The following is a 14,842-nucleotide window of genomic DNA, read 5'->3' on the forward strand; positions in this document are numbered from 1 at the left end:
ACGAGGCGTGATGCCCCGTCTCTTTTTTTACGTTCTTTTAATGACCTGCCATCCATGGTCGTGTCACTTGTGGTGCTCGCGGTGGCTTTTTAGGCAAGGCTTCTCTTTTAACAAGACGTGGCTGCTGGCCTTTTTCGATACGTTGTTTAACACGATGATCCATTTTGTACGTTTGAAATGGGAGAAATTCACGTTTAGCGATTTGATGACACGATGGACACGGTACAGTTTCATGTTGTTCTGAAATGTTTTGCCGAATTGTAAATGTACCACAGTTCCTACACGTATAAGAGTAATTTGGCATTAGAACGCATCCTTCTCTGGTATTACGCCTGGTTTAAAGATTTCTCGTGGTATGGCGATTGTACAACATGCGTTCGGAACGTCAACAATGCCTGCAACAGTCCCTTGCACAGGTGCTGATCCGAGTAACATGTAGGCTTGCTCACCAGTAAAGCCCCGTGTTTTTAAAAATTCGATTGCATTTAAACATGCATTGCGATAGGCTGTATTAGCATCTAAATAGGTTTGCTTCCCCGAAAATTCATTGACCGAAATGCCTTCAAACACAATATAGTCTGAGTAGTTTGGCAATACTGGACTTGGGTTAAACGCTGGATTTTTCTTAATTTGATACTTTTCCATGCCTTCCTTAATCACGTTCACTCTCAAATCAATCCATCCAGGCATTTCGATACCGCCACAAAAAGTAATTTCACCGTCTCCTTGTGAAAAATGTAAGTCACCTACTGATAATTTTGCACCTTCAACATATACTGGAAAATAAATTCGAGAACCTTTGGATAAGTTTTTAATATCACAATTCCCACCATTTTCGCGTGGAGGTACGGTACGCGCACCTTCTTTAGCGACACGATCAAAGTCCTTTCCTTTTAAAGTGCCAAGTACGACCGCATCTTCAGTCGGTAAGTTCGCGAGCGGTGGCACATGATTCGGATCAGTATCTACAAATGCGCGTTCTCTTCTATTCCACTCTACTAACATGTCCTGAGACGGTGCAACACCAATTAAACCCGGATGAATAACACCTACAAACTCAACACCGGGTACGTGTCGACTTGATGCAAAAATACCATGAAAGTCCCAAATCGATTTCTGTGCATTCGGATAATGATCGACTAAAAAACTTCCCCCATTTGTCTTGTCAAAAATACCGTTAAAGCCCCATTCATGTTCTGGAAAGGCACCGACATCTAAAATATCAACGACTAATAAATCGCCGGGTTCGACACCATTCACATACACCGGACCACTTAACACATGAACACGATTGAGATTCACATATTTAATGTCACTCGGATCATCATTGTTTGAAATTTGCCCGTCTGTCCAGTCCAAACATTCCATACGAAACGTTTCTCCTGGCTCGACTGAAAATGCTGCTGGAATATCTGGATGCCAACGATTGTGTCCTGGATGTGCTTGTTCGTCCATTTTCTTATTTAAATCAATACTAAATAACTTTTTCGACATGACAATTCCCCCTATTGTTTGGATATGACAGAATCTTCCATCACTTAAGATTCTTTTACCCACAAAACGAAAAAGTACACTATTTTTACAATTAAATTCCAATAAAATAGACTGTAGCACTTGATAGACTAAAAGAAAAAGCCGATAAAAATCACTCTCGATCTTTACCGACTTCACTATTCATTAAGAAATATTGCATTCCGTTTGCATGTTGACCGCTTCTGTCGCTTTCACCAAACAAACATCATACGATAACGTTTCGTCAAAGGAAAATTGATAAATCTGTTGAAACGCTTGTGCAACGGCTTCTGCCTCGCCTATTTGATGTACTGCATCCATCATTTCGTAAACTTCTGCGTCTCCCATTGTTGGGTCATCAAATTGCATAGGATTCCAATCCGCTAAATATTGATACAATCGAATATTCAAATCATTATTTGCCACGTGATGACCTCCATTCATTGATTATTCTTCAATGTCAATCGATTCAATGACAACATCGTACATTGGTTTGTCTTGTGCACCGACTTTAACACTTGCGATATCTTCTAAAGTATCTTCACCTTCAATCAATTGACCGAATACTGTGTGTTTTTGATCTAACCAAGGTGTACCGCCCTTTTCTTTGTATGCTTCAGCGATTTCTTTAGGCCAGCCGCCATCAACAAGTTGGTCTACCATTTGTGCAGGCACTTCTTTCATTTGAACGATGAAAAATTGTGAACCGTTCGTACCTGGACCTGCATTGGCCATTGATAACGCACCGTATAAGTTAAATGCGTTCATTGAAAATTCATCTTCAAATGGGCCACCGTAAATACTTTCGCCACCCATACCAGTACCAGTCGGGTCACCACCTTGAATCATAAAGTCATTGATGACACGGTGGAACGTGATCCCATCGTAGTAACCTTTTTTAGAAAGCTCAACAAAGTTTTGAACTGTTTTAGGTGCAATCTCAGGGAATAACTTTAATGTCATGTCCCCTTTATTCGTATGCATGATGACTTTAATTTCATTTTCTTGAATTTCTTTCGTTAATTGTGGATAGTTAGTCATTTTTTAATACTCCATTCGTGATAAACTGTTGTATATAACTATTTTAACATATTTGAGAGAGGATGGTATTGACATGCTTTATCGATTTGCACATAAAACTGGTGTCTATGCTGTAGAGGTCGTAGAAGAAAACGGGGATCAGGTATTAGTCAAAGTGCTACAAGTGATTAAACACCCGAAACAAGGCGACCTCCACAATCCAAATGAAGTTGAAGGAGTCTTTTTCCATGAACGAAAAGCGTTAAGTCTCTATGAAAAAAGATTTACGTCTCCAAGTCGCTTAAAACCTTTTGAAGGTGACATTGAAGAGTATACAGTGACTCTGCAACGTGCGATTACTACACTCGAACATCAATTACAAGAAATGGATACCCCTTTTGCGCATGCATCCTTAAATTGTTTGGCGCAACTTAAAGAAGATTATGCACGCCAATATAAAACAAATTTTTCATAATATTGACGTGTTTCTTCTTATTTAAAAGTGATTGAAATCTAGACGCATCTATGTATAGCCATGTTTTTCAGACGTTTCACAATCATGTATAATAGATTTATCGTAGTTTTTAAAGGAGGGCAATTTATGAGTTGGTTACATATGGCGGTACTGTTGCCGTTAATATTCGCAATACTCATTCCGATATTGTATCGCTACTACAAACGCATCCATCTCGGTTGGTTTGTTTTACCGATACCGGTCGTATTGTTTGCTTATTTTTTATCTTATATTAAACCAACAATGTCCGGGCAATTTACAGAACAGTCTGCTGCTTGGATGCCACAAATTGGGATGAACTTTGACGTTTATGTCGATGGTCTAGGTTTACTTTTTAGTTTACTGATTACTGGCATTGGGAGTCTTGTTGTACTATATTCAATTAGTTATTTAAGCCAATCAGAACAACTCGGCCATTTTTATTGTTACTTGTTAATGTTTATGAGTGCGATGCTCGGCGTCGTCCTCTCTGATAATTTACTCGTCCTTTATTTCTTCTGGGAGTTAACATCATTTTCAAGTTTCTTATTGATTTCTTTTTGGCGACACAAAGACAAGTCACTGTATGGTGCGATGAAGTCGATGATGATTACCGTTTTTGGTGGTTTATCACTACTCGGTGGTTTCATTTTACTTTACCTCGCTTCAGGCACATGGCGTATTCGTGACATTATCGATAACGTTGATCAGATTCAAACGTCACCGATTTTTCTACTCGCCATGATTTTTGTGATTATTGGTGCAATGACAAAATCTGCACAATTTCCATTTTACATTTGGTTACCCGATGCGATGGAAGCACCGACACCAGTCAGTGCATATCTTCATTCTGCAACAATGGTTAAAGCAGGTATCTATCTTATTGCCCGTTTAACACCGATTTTTGCAGTGTCACAAGGATGGATTTGGGCTGTAACCGCATTTGGTCTCGTGACACTTTTCTGGGGATCGCTTAATGCGACGAAACAACAAGATCTTAAAGGGATTTTAGCATTTTCAACTGTCTCTCAACTCGGGATGATCATGTCGATGCTCGGTATTGGTGCAGTGAGCTATCATTTCCAAGGCGATGAAAGTCAATTATACCTAGCCGCATACAGTGCAGCGATTTTCCATCTTATCAACCACGCAACATTTAAAGGGGCACTGTTTATGATTACAGGTGCCGTGGACCATGCGACGGGAACGCGTGATACTCGTAAACTCGGTGGCTTAATGACGATCATGCCAATTTCATTCACTTTATCTATCATTACGTCATTAAGTATGGCGGGGGTGCCCCCATTTAACGGTTTCTTATCTAAGGAAGCCTTTATCGAATCTATGATAGAAGTAACACACGCCTCTGTTTTTAGTTTAAACACAGTCGGCTTGTTAATCCCTATCGTCGCGATTGTCGGAAGTATTTTCACATTTGTATATTCGTTTAAATTTATTGTGGAAATTTTCTTAGGTGATCACAAACCTGATGTACTTCCGAACAAAGCACATGAAGCTTCAATACTGATGAATATTTCACCAGCGATTTTAGCCGGTTTAGTCATTTTGATTGGATTATTCCCTAGTATTGTCTCTGCACCACTCGTTGAACCTGCAGTTAAATCCATTGCGAACACCAATGAAGTGAGTGCGTCATTCCATTTATGGCACGGCTTCACACCAGCACTTATCGCAACTTTAGTCATTTATGTTGTCGGTGCTGTACTCATATTGACGGCCAAACGTTGGGTACCAATACTAAGAGGTATTCCAAACGCATTGACCTTAAATCATTGGTATAACCAAACAGGACGTTACACGCCGTACTACGCGACACAAATTACGCGTACTTATATGACAGGTTTCAATCGCAACAATTTAGTCATTATCTTTTTCATGATGATTGTCCTTACTTTTGTGACACTGATTTTCGTACCTTTCACAGTTGACTTTATGAAAGTTTCGCCTATCAGACTTTATGAATTTGTATCAGTAATTACGATTACGATTGCGGCGATTATGATTATTTTTGCGCGTTCACGATTGTTCAGCATTATCATGTTAAGTGCTGTCGGATACTCTATGGCGATTTTCTTTATTTTCTTTAATGCGCCTGACCTTGCCTTAACTCAATTCGTCGTAGAAACGATTTCAACGGCATTGTTCTTACTTTGTTTCTATCACTTGCCTAATATGAGTCGTTACAACGAATCTGTACGCTATCGTGTCGTTAATATGATCATTTCTATTGGGGTCGGTGCAGTGGTGATTGTGTTAGGTTTAATCGCATACGGCAACCGCCACTTCGAATCTATTAGTGAATTCTACAAAGCACATGTGTATGACTTAGCTGAAGGTAAAAACATGGTGAACGTGATACTTGTCGACTTCCGTGGTACCGATACATTGTTCGAATCATCTGTACTCGGTATTGCAGGTATGGGCATTTACACATTAATTAAATTACGTGCGAAACATAAAAACGGTTATGAAAGGGTTGAGAAAGTTGAACAGACAGAAAAATGATTTAATTGCGCAGTATTCATCATTAATTATCTTTTTCTTAATTATGATGTTCGGCTTCTCACTTTTCTTAGCTGGACATTATACACCAGGGGGCGGCTTTATCGGTGGTTTACTCGTCTCAAGTGCGCTCGTCATAATTGCAGTGGCATTTGACGTTAAAACATTGCGTAAAGTTTTCCCGTGGGATTTCAAAAAGTTAATTGCTGTAGGCTTAACGTTTTGTGTCGGTGCACCTATGCTTAGTTGGACATATGGTAAAAACTTCTTCACACATACGTCTGTGGATATTCCGTTGCCATTGTTACAACCGATGCATGTGCATACAGCTGTGATTTTCGATACCGGCGTCCTTTTTGTCGTTATCGGCACAGTGCTTACAATTATTCTAACGATTGGAGAGAATGAGTAATGGAAATTGTTTTAATCGTCGTTTGCGGCTTGTTAACTTCCATCAGTGTGTACCTCATTCTTTCTAAAAGTTTGATCAGAATTATTATCGGTACAACATTATTATCACACGCTGCAAACTTATTTATTTTAACAATGGGTGGACTTAAAAACGGGAACGTCCCTATTTATGAAAAAGGCGTTTCTGATTATGTAGATCCGATCCCACAAGCATTAATTTTAACAGCGATTGTTATTTCATTTGCGGTTACTGCCTTTTTCTTAGTACTCGCTTTCAGAAGTTATAAAGAATTAGGAACAGACAACGTAGAAAGAATGAAAGGAGTGCCACAAGAAGATGATGAATGAAAACTTAATCATTATGGTGTTAGTTGTCCCAATTATGACAGCGATTCTGTTAATTGTCAGTGGACTCCGACCTTTTATTAAACGTTACATCGCATTAACTGGAACGCTTGTCACGTTAGCATTTTCGATATGGAATTTAGTGAACGTATGGCAAAGCGGTCATCCGATTGTTTTAAGATTGGGGTCATGGGAGGCACCCTATAGTATCGTTTTCGTACTCGATTTATTTAGTGCCCTTCTTGTGACAACTAGCATTATTATTACGTTACTGATTATTTTATTTTCGTACCAGTCGATTGGGTTACATCGTGAAACATATTATTACTATTTCACAGTCATGATGATGCTCACAGGGATTAACGGTGCATTTATTACAGGCGATATCTTTAACTTATTCGTCTTTTTCGAAGTATTTTTAATGTCATCTTATAGCTTAATGGTGATTGGTGGCACTAAAATTCAACTTCAAGAAAGTGTTAAATACTTGTTAGTGAACGTCGTCTCTTCTGCCTTTTTCGTCATGGCGGTCGGCATTTTATACTCTATCGTCGGTACATTGAACTTAGCGGACATTAGTCTAAAATTAAATACCCTTTCTGAAGATCATCCAGGTTTACTCAGTGTCGCATTTATTTTATTCATCTTTGTATTTGCGACAAAAGCTGGGGTCTTCCCAATGTATGTCTGGTTACCAGGGGCTTACTATGCGCCACCATTTGCCATTATTGCGTTTTTCGGTGCCCTACTTACAAAAGTCGGCGTTTATGCGATTGCACGTGTCATGAGTTTATTCTTCCATGATACATTGACTTTCTCACACTACACGATTTTAGCACTCGCATTGTTAACCATTATTTTTGGTTCAGTCGGTGCAGTCGGTTTCCGTGATACGAAGCGTATTATTTTATACAACATTATGATTGCAATTGGCGTCATTTTAGTTGGTGTGGGCTTAATGAACGAATCAGGTATGGTCGGTGCTATTTACTACACCCTTCACGATATGTTAATTAAAGCCGCGCTATTTTTCCTGATTGGGATTATGTTTAAAATTACGAAAACAACGGACTTACGTAAATTTGGTGGTCTGATTCATCATTATCCATTATTAGGTTGGACATTTTTCATTGCGGCATTAAGTTTAGCTGGGATTCCGCCATTAAGTGGTTTTTATGGCAAACTTTACATCGTGCAAGCTGCATTTGAAGAAGGATTCTATGCGACAGGTATAATCGTACTGCTTTCAAGCCTAGTTGTACTTTATTCAGTTATCAACATCTTTTTACGTGGTTTCTTTGGTAAAAGTTACGGCTATGTGTACAACCCACGCTTACATCACCGCGGTTTATTAGCCGTGAGTGTTTTAGCAGTCGTTATTTCGGTGGTCTTTGGTCTGACAGCAGGACAACTGTATCCAATCGTTGCAGAAGCTGCGAAGTCATTCTATCAACCAGACACGTATATTCATAGCGTATTGGGGGTGCAGTAATATGGCAATACAAATCGTCATCAATTTATTTTTAGCGATATTTTGGTTGTTCGTCTCTGACAGTTATACGATGAACGCTTTCGTCTTAGGATATCTTTTCGCTTTATTACTTGTATTTTTAATGCGTAAACTATTACCTGGACGCTTTTACGTGATTACGCTATACAAAGTCATTAAACTCGTATTTGTCTTTTTACTCGAACTCATCAAAGCGAATATTGATGTATTGCGTATTATCCTTCAACCACGCATTAAAAATGAATCTGCTTTTTTCGTTTATGAAACAGACTTAGAGCACCCTTGGCAAGTCGCGTTATTATCAAATTTAATCACATTAACACCTGGTACTGTCGTCATCGGGGTTAATGATGATATGAAACGTTTATATATTCACTGTTTAAACTTCTCGACAAAAGAAGAAGAAGTTGCTGGAATTAAAGGCTCTCTTGAAAAAGCAGTGAGAGAGGTGGGCGAATCGTAATGAACTATGATATTTTCATCATTATTGCTTTAGTCATCGTCGTTTTATCGATTTTAGCAATGCTTGTCCGTGTGATTCTTGGTCCTACATTGCCAGATCGTGTCGTGGCATTAGATGCGATTGGCATTCAGTTAATGGCGGTCATCGGATTGTTCTCAATTATTTTAGGTACACATTATATGATTGTAGCGATTCTTTTAATTGGGATTTTAGCCTTTTTAGGTACAGCCGTGTTCGCCAAATTTATGGATAAAGGTCAGGTGATTGAACATGACAGAAACGATCACGATTAGTATCGGGTTGATTCTTGTTATCGTCGGTGCGTTATTTAGTGCCCTCGCAGCCATTGGAATGATACGTCTCGATGATGTCTACTCTCGTGCGCATGCTGCGGGTAAAGCTTCAACACTTGGCGCAATGTTGTTATTAACCGGGACATTTATTTATTTCATCGGTAAAGAAGGCTACGTCAACTTTCAATTAATTATCGGGATTGTCTTTGTATTTATTACAGGTCCTTTAGCAAGTCATCTCGTATTGAAAGCAGCGTATAACCTCAAAACACCCGCTTCTAAACGATTGAAGCTGGATGAAATTAAAGAAGACATGAAAGGTACAAAATTATAGAGATAGCGCATCTTGTCTAATCAATATAAAGAAACGGCTAGGAGTATTTGTGTCCTAGCCGTTTCTTTATATTGATTTTATATTTTGGAATGTTCTTTTGATTATTAAATCTTTATGATTACATAAATACAAATTTCGTTATAATATCATAGTAACATTTTCATATGAGGGGATAGAATGCTCAAGCTTATTTTCACTTATTTGATTTTGAGGTTATTGCTCTTTTTAGTTTGCGTCTTCTTGCAATGATTCAGTACAACCGCAGTACAAGTTCCTATTGACTTTTTAGTTTTACTACTCTTACGTAATGTTGTGGTATCTTTGTTCAAAAAGAGAAAACGTGAGAAGGATGAGGCATAAAAACTTTGATTATTATTATTTTCTTTTATCATAGGAAAAGGGGATGACGCATTAAGTTTTCCCAGTTCCTACCCTTTCATGAACTTTTATCGATTAATGATGATTCAACCGTTAATAATAGGGATGAATCGGACATAAAAAATGGGATGCTATGAATTGTTTTCATTTCATAAACATGCCCTCAAAATGTTTACTATAAGGTTGTTCAGAAGGCTGAGACGCCTGTGGGAATGCATGCATGCATACTGCTTACAGTGACCTCTACACTTTAATAGTGGCTACTGTTTATCGCAGTAGCGGTCTGACTTCTCAATGTATACACTTTTGAGAAGTCCAGCCCGCCTTGCGGAAGCAGTACGACGAAATCTTTGTGACACATGAGGGTTCTGTACTGCTCCCAAAATCCACTAACGCCTCAACAAATGTAGCAGTTTAATCCAGCATTAGTGAGTTGAAGGACTAGCCCCTCGGAATGCAAAGCCATGATGGCAATCAAAAACCACAAATCAAATGGAGGGCAAGTTAAACAAAATACTACATCAATAGCTTCAAAATTTTCTATATCTGCCCTTCTCTCAAATTACTGCTTCAATGGTTTAATCGCAATCGTACCGCGCATAGCTGAAATCAACTGCCCTGCTTGATTTTTAATATGAATGTCCCACACATGCGTTGTACTACCTTGATGCAAAATGCGTGCTTCTGCATAAACGACACCTTCACGGACTGAACTGATATGGTTCGCATTCATTTCTAACCCTAAAGGAATATGCGTCGAAGTGTCTATTAAATGGGCCGAGCCTAGCGAACATGCTGTTTCCCCTAATGCGAGTGATGCTCCGCCATGTAAATAACCAAATGGCTGTTTGACTTTATCCGTCACAGGCATCGACATTTTCAAATAGCCGTCCTCCTGTGCTTCGACTTTCATTTCTAATAACTCGATTAAGTTTGTCATGAGGGTCACTCCTTTTTCTATTATTATAATACGAGTGCCGCAATCGTTCCCATAATAATGAGTGGTATATTATAAAAGACAAAGTTCGGAATACACGTATCACGAATATGATCGTGCTGACCGTCTACATTGAGTCCTGCTGTTGGTCCTAATGTCGAATCGCTCGCTGGAGAACCTGAATCCCCAAGTGCACTCGCTGTACCGATTAATGCGATTAATGCCATCGTACTCATTCCCATTGCTTCACCAAACGGTATAAAGAGCGCGGCTAAAATTGGGATCGTCGCAAATGAAGAACCAATTCCTAAAGTCACGACTAAACCGATGAGATACATGAGTACAATACTTACCAATAAATTATCTCCTGAAATCGTAGTTAAGCCGGTCACTAACTTTTCAATATCACCTGTCGCATTCATCACACCTGCAAAACCATTCGCAGTTAAAATCACGACGCCGATGTAAGCCATAATTTTAATGCCATCCACAAATTGGTCGTCGAGTTTGCGCCAAGAATAAATACCAGAAATGAAAAAGACAAGCACCCCTGCCAATGCACCGAAAATCATTGAATCTGAGAACATTTGAACGAGAAATGTAGCTAAAATCGCAACAACCGTAACGATAATGACAGATGGTTTTAAATCCACAACCACCTCTTCCTCTTGCGCTGCCGTTTCCCGATACGTTCTCGGTTTACGATAATAAAACATGGCGATAATAAGTCCGATAATATAACCTGATGCTGGTATGAGCATTGCTTTCCAGATCATATTAAATTCAATCGGATGGTGTGCCTTTTCAAATCCTTTTTGAATGATCTCATGGAAAATGTGACCGAAGCCAAATGGTAATAAGACATACGGAAAACATAGACCAAAACCAATAATCATCGCAATTAAGCGGCGATCGATTTTCAATTCATTAAATAAGCTTAATAAAGGGGGAATCACAATTGGAATAAAAGCAATATGGACTGGAATCACGTTTTGACTCATGATACTCAGTAATAGTAAGCTCACGATAATGAGTACTTTCACTTTAATTCTCGAAACTTTTGTCTCTTCTGCACGAATAGATAAAATCACTTTACGTACGAGATAATCTGTAATCCCACTGTATGAAATGAGTGCAGCAAAGCCACCGAGTAAAGCATAACTGAGCGCTACTTCTGCCCCATCCACAATATTTTCTGTAAAAGTTGTAATCGTTTTATCAAATGGCAGACCTGCAATCCATCCGCCGATGAGTGCACTAATAAATAAACTAATGACGACGTTGAGCCGACATAAACAGAGCACTATCATGATGACGACCGCTATTAACACAGCATTCATTATTCTATCTCCTTTAATTCATTATCGAGATAAAGCGTATGGGTATAATGGTAACAGTTGTCACGTCATTCGTCAATGCTTACTACATCAAAATTAAAGCGGGAGTGGCACAAATTCATGGCACACTCCCCCTTTCTTTACTGATTCATACCGTATTGATTTTTCAACCATGTGACAATTGTAGGAATCATAAAACCTGTTGGACCTTTTGGACCTTTATGTGTCGCTTTATTGATTGTTGCTGGTCCCGCAATATCAAAATGAAGATGTGGTGTTTGACCACTGAAATGCATAATAAATGCTGCCGCAAATAAAGCTTTACCGTGCGCATTGACATGGTTCGTTAAATCTGCCACATCTGATGCTTTAATATTTTTACGTTCTGTCTCAGTAATCGGCAACTCAAACACAGGTTCTTCATAAATTTGAGAAGTTTGTAAAATTTGATTCAACACTTCTGGTTGGACACGATGTTGGAACACGGCTGCTTTATCTTCACCTAATGCAACAACTGCCGCTCCTGTCAATGTTGCGAAGTCCATAATCATCTCGGGCTTGTATTGGTTCGCATAAAACGTCGCGTCAGCCAACACTAAACGCCCTTCCGCATCGGTATTCGGCACTTCGACGGTTTCACCACTGAGCGCTGTAAATACATCATCCGGCTTCATCGCATTATTCGCAATCATATTTTCTGCTGCCGCAATAACGGCTACAATATTCACTTTGAGTTTCAATGCTCGGATTGCTTCAACCATACCAATGACGTTAGCCGCACCACTCATATCAAATTTCATTGACGGCATGCCATTTTTAGATTTGATGGAATAACCACCTGAATCGTACGTAATCCCTTTACCGACTAAAGCGATCACTCGATCTTCATGGTCCGGATCTCCTTGATATTCTAATGTAATCATACGCGGAGGATGTACAGACCCTTTGCCGACAGCTTGGACTAATCCGAATCCTTCTTGTACAATCGCGTGTTCATCTTTAATGTGGACTTTAACTGCTGTATCTTTAAAATACTGTTCAACCGTTTCAGCTAAATAAGCAGGCGTCATAATATTTGGTGGTGTATTACTCAAATCACGCGCGCGGTTAACGGCACGACCTAACTTTTGTCCCACTTCAATTGGATCTGTATAGTCTGACACTTGGTCACAATCCAATACCATTTTAAGATGGAACGGTGCTTTTTTATCAGATTTATAATCATCAAATTGATAAATCGCCTGTTCACTTTGAAGACCCATTAATTTAAATATCGTTTCTGATTCTAGTGATTTGGCTAAAAATGTATTCACTTTTAAATTGATTTTAGCAATCGCACCTTGTTGTAAATATTGGAATAATTTGCCCCATATTTTCAAATAATCTTGTGCTTTCAATTGGTTCAAATTACCGAGACCTACCGTAATTAAACGATACATTTGATTTTCTATTGTGACTCCAGTTGACGCAATTTCACCTACTTTTGAACTGATGAGATGATGTGCTTTTAATTCCGTCAATGCTTCGAAAAATGCCGTATCCTGTTTCACGACATCGAAATATTGGTTTAAATGTTCTGGAACACCTGCAATGATCGCAGCTGCTGTTTCTGTTTGCTGTGAAGGCATCACTTTCACTCCTTTTTAATATGTAAAAAAGGAGTAGAAGAGCAACCTAAATATGACATTTAGATCCCTTTTCCACTCCCTGCAGTTATCATATACATTTTGTTACACTGTATATGTATACCGTATGCTTAAAATCTTTTTCTCTAATCAAGCATTGGACTGATAAAAGTCATACCGTTTCATCATCAATGCGTTATTTCAAAACCTTACTCAGTGAGACTCCTGATTTTAATATCGTCGAATCAAAGCAGGGTTGATTAATGCTTAAAATTTACCTTTTTTGTAAGCTAAACCTAAACCACCAATTTTAAAGATGGCACGTGTATCAATGACACGTTTCATGAATGCTGCTTTTTTACCAGTAATTTCGCGGCCATAAACGATACCCACACCGTCATGACGACCTAATGAACATACTGTACCACGATCGCTATATTTGAAGTCTTCTGTTGGTGCACCTTTTAAGATATTCACAATGTTAGAAGCTGTTTTTTCACCTTGTTGCATTGCGATTTGAGCTGTTGTTGGTAATGGACGATCGCCACCTTCAGGGATGAATGCAGAGACGTCACCAATGACGAAGATGTCATCGTAACCCTCGATAGTTAAATCTTGTTTCGTTACAATACGTCCACGTTTAACGCCTTCGAATGATTTTTCCATTAATTGGCTACCACGAACACCTGCAGCCCAAATGACAGTGTTCGCTTCTAATTGTTGCTCTTCATCATTAATTTTAACAACGAAACCTTTGTCATTTGCTGCAACAATAGGTGTACCGACTTTGAACTCTACACCGCGTTGTTCTAAATAGCTCACTGCATGACTAACAAGCTCATCAGAAAACATTGGTAACATTTTTGGCGCAGCTTCTACACAAGTAACTTTTACTTTACTTTGTTCTACACCGTATTTGTTAGCAAGTTCAGGAATACGGTCTGTTAATTCACCTAAAAATTCAATTCCAGTGAATCCTGCTCCGCCGACAAGAATCGCTAAGTCTTTGTCGTCTTTTGTTTTTGATGCAGCATAATTTGCAAATTTATCTTCAAGATGGCGAGAGATTTGACGCGCAGTATTGACATTTTCGATTTGGAAAGCGTGTTCTTTCATACCTTCAATGCCAAATGTTTCTGATTCAAAACCTAAAGCAACAACTAAAATATCATATTCGAAAATACCGCGTGTTGTTTCAACTTTTTTCGCATTGCGGTCGATTTTTGTTACTTCCGCACGAACGAAATCAACATGTTTTTTCAACACGTTTTCGATTGGATATAAGACGTCCTCATAATTTAATGTACCTGCTGAAGCTTCATGTAACCAAGTTGCTTCATAGTGATAGTCGTTTTTGTTGATTAAAGTAATCTGTGCGTCTTGTTCTGATAATTTTTTTTGAAGTTTTGTAACAGTTTGTAAGCCCGCATAACCAGCACCTAAAACAAGTACTTTTTTACGTTCTGCCATTTGCATTCACCTATTCTTTCGTAAATATAATCAAATTCCAATAATACTGTATACCCTCTCAATTTTTACAGTACACAAAATTGTAAAATATTGTCATTCATTAGTGTATAGTTTTTTATTATTGAATTCAAGTTAATACCCTATAAGTTTTCAACAGATTTTCATTATTTTTGTCGCTCATCTTAAAAAAA

16 protein-coding genes are annotated in these 14,842 nt (G+C 38.6%); 8 read left to right on the forward strand and 8 right to left on the reverse strand.

The features are described 5' to 3' along the window. Positions 1–37: 37 nt before the first annotated feature. The 4 genes from BJK46_RS01820 to BJK46_RS01835 all read right to left on the reverse strand — a co-directional run bounded on the left by BJK46_RS01820 (position 38) and on the right by BJK46_RS01835 (position 2,553). Positions 38–304, reverse strand: a complete 267-nt coding sequence (locus BJK46_RS01820; protein WP_014614409.1) for an FmdB family zinc ribbon protein — start codon at positions 302–304, stop codon at positions 38–40. After that, the gene (gene fmdA / locus BJK46_RS01825) at positions 304–1,494 is read right to left on the reverse strand and encodes a formamidase (protein WP_103263526.1); all 1,191 of its coding nucleotides are present in this window, start codon (positions 1,492–1,494) and stop codon (positions 304–306) included. The genes BJK46_RS01820 and fmdA overlap by 1 nt, the downstream gene beginning before the upstream one ends. Positions 1,495–1,677: 183 nt before the next feature. Further along, positions 1,678–1,938 (reverse strand): DUF1871 family protein, encoded by a 261-nt coding sequence (locus BJK46_RS01830; protein ID WP_014614411.1) that lies wholly within the window; start codon positions 1,936–1,938, stop codon positions 1,678–1,680. A 21-nt stretch (positions 1,939–1,959) separates the two neighbouring features. After that, on the reverse strand, positions 1,960–2,553 hold the full coding sequence (locus tag BJK46_RS01835; protein ID WP_014614412.1) for a peptidylprolyl isomerase: 594 nt from the start codon (positions 2,551–2,553) through the stop codon (positions 1,960–1,962). 73 nt (positions 2,554–2,626) lie between these two features. On the opposite strand from BJK46_RS01835, the gene kapB reads away from it, so the two are divergent. The 8 genes from kapB (at position 2,627) to BJK46_RS01875 (ending at position 8,904) form a co-directional block, all read left to right on the forward strand. Further along, positions 2,627–3,007, forward strand: a complete 381-nt coding sequence (gene kapB / locus BJK46_RS01840) for a sporulation phosphorelay system protein KapB (RefSeq protein WP_014614413.1) — start codon at positions 2,627–2,629, stop codon at positions 3,005–3,007. Between the two features lie 126 nt (positions 3,008–3,133). Beyond that, the gene (locus BJK46_RS01845; RefSeq protein ID WP_014614414.1) at positions 3,134–5,551 is read left to right on the forward strand and encodes a Na+/H+ antiporter subunit A; all 2,418 of its coding nucleotides are present in this window, start codon (positions 3,134–3,136) and stop codon (positions 5,549–5,551) included. After that, entirely contained in the window at positions 5,514–5,960 is a 447-nt protein-coding gene (locus BJK46_RS01850; RefSeq protein ID WP_014614415.1) for a Na(+)/H(+) antiporter subunit B, read from the forward strand. The genes BJK46_RS01845 and BJK46_RS01850 overlap by 38 nt, the downstream gene beginning before the upstream one ends. Next, complete coding sequence (mnhC1, locus tag BJK46_RS01855; RefSeq protein WP_014614416.1) at positions 5,960–6,307, forward strand: Na+/H+ antiporter Mnh1 subunit C; 348 nt, start codon at positions 5,960–5,962, stop codon at positions 6,305–6,307. Before BJK46_RS01850 ends, mnhC1 begins: the two co-directional genes overlap by 1 nt. Further along, complete coding sequence (locus BJK46_RS01860; protein ID WP_014614417.1) at positions 6,297–7,796, forward strand: Na+/H+ antiporter subunit D; 1,500 nt, start codon at positions 6,297–6,299, stop codon at positions 7,794–7,796. The genes mnhC1 and BJK46_RS01860 overlap by 11 nt, the downstream gene beginning before the upstream one ends. A gap of 1 nt (position 7,797) precedes the next feature. Continuing rightward, positions 7,798–8,277, forward strand: coding sequence for a Na+/H+ antiporter subunit E (locus tag BJK46_RS01865; protein ID WP_014614418.1), 480 nt, complete (start codon positions 7,798–7,800; stop codon positions 8,275–8,277). Beyond that, on the forward strand, positions 8,277–8,570 hold the full coding sequence (locus BJK46_RS01870) for a Na(+)/H(+) antiporter subunit F1 (protein WP_014614419.1): 294 nt from the start codon (positions 8,277–8,279) through the stop codon (positions 8,568–8,570). Before BJK46_RS01865 ends, BJK46_RS01870 begins: the two co-directional genes overlap by 1 nt. Next, complete coding sequence (locus BJK46_RS01875) at positions 8,548–8,904, forward strand: Na+/H+ antiporter subunit G1 (protein ID WP_014614420.1); 357 nt, start codon at positions 8,548–8,550, stop codon at positions 8,902–8,904. Before BJK46_RS01870 ends, BJK46_RS01875 begins: the two co-directional genes overlap by 23 nt. A 940-nt stretch (positions 8,905–9,844) precedes the next feature. Here BJK46_RS01875 and BJK46_RS01880 read toward each other — a convergent pair. From BJK46_RS01880 to BJK46_RS01895, 4 genes are all read right to left on the reverse strand, one after another. Continuing rightward, positions 9,845–10,222, reverse strand: coding sequence for a PaaI family thioesterase (locus BJK46_RS01880; RefSeq protein ID WP_037543544.1), 378 nt, complete (start codon positions 10,220–10,222; stop codon positions 9,845–9,847). 23 nt (positions 10,223–10,245) lie between these two features. After that, a complete protein-coding gene (locus tag BJK46_RS01885; protein ID WP_103263527.1) occupies positions 10,246–11,562 on the reverse strand; it encodes a Na+/H+ antiporter family protein in 1,317 nt (438 codons plus the stop codon). A gap of 134 nt (positions 11,563–11,696) precedes the next feature. Next, complete coding sequence (locus BJK46_RS01890; RefSeq protein ID WP_096533205.1) at positions 11,697–13,184, reverse strand: leucyl aminopeptidase family protein; 1,488 nt, start codon at positions 13,182–13,184, stop codon at positions 11,697–11,699. Positions 13,185–13,448: 264 nt separating this feature from the next. After that, a complete protein-coding gene (locus BJK46_RS01895) occupies positions 13,449–14,651 on the reverse strand; it encodes an NAD(P)/FAD-dependent oxidoreductase (RefSeq protein WP_014614424.1) in 1,203 nt (400 codons plus the stop codon). Positions 14,652–14,842 lie beyond the last annotated feature (191 nt).

The organism is Staphylococcus pseudintermedius (assembly GCF_001792775.2).
Lineage (GTDB): Bacteria > Bacillota > Bacilli > Staphylococcales > Staphylococcaceae > Staphylococcus > Staphylococcus pseudintermedius.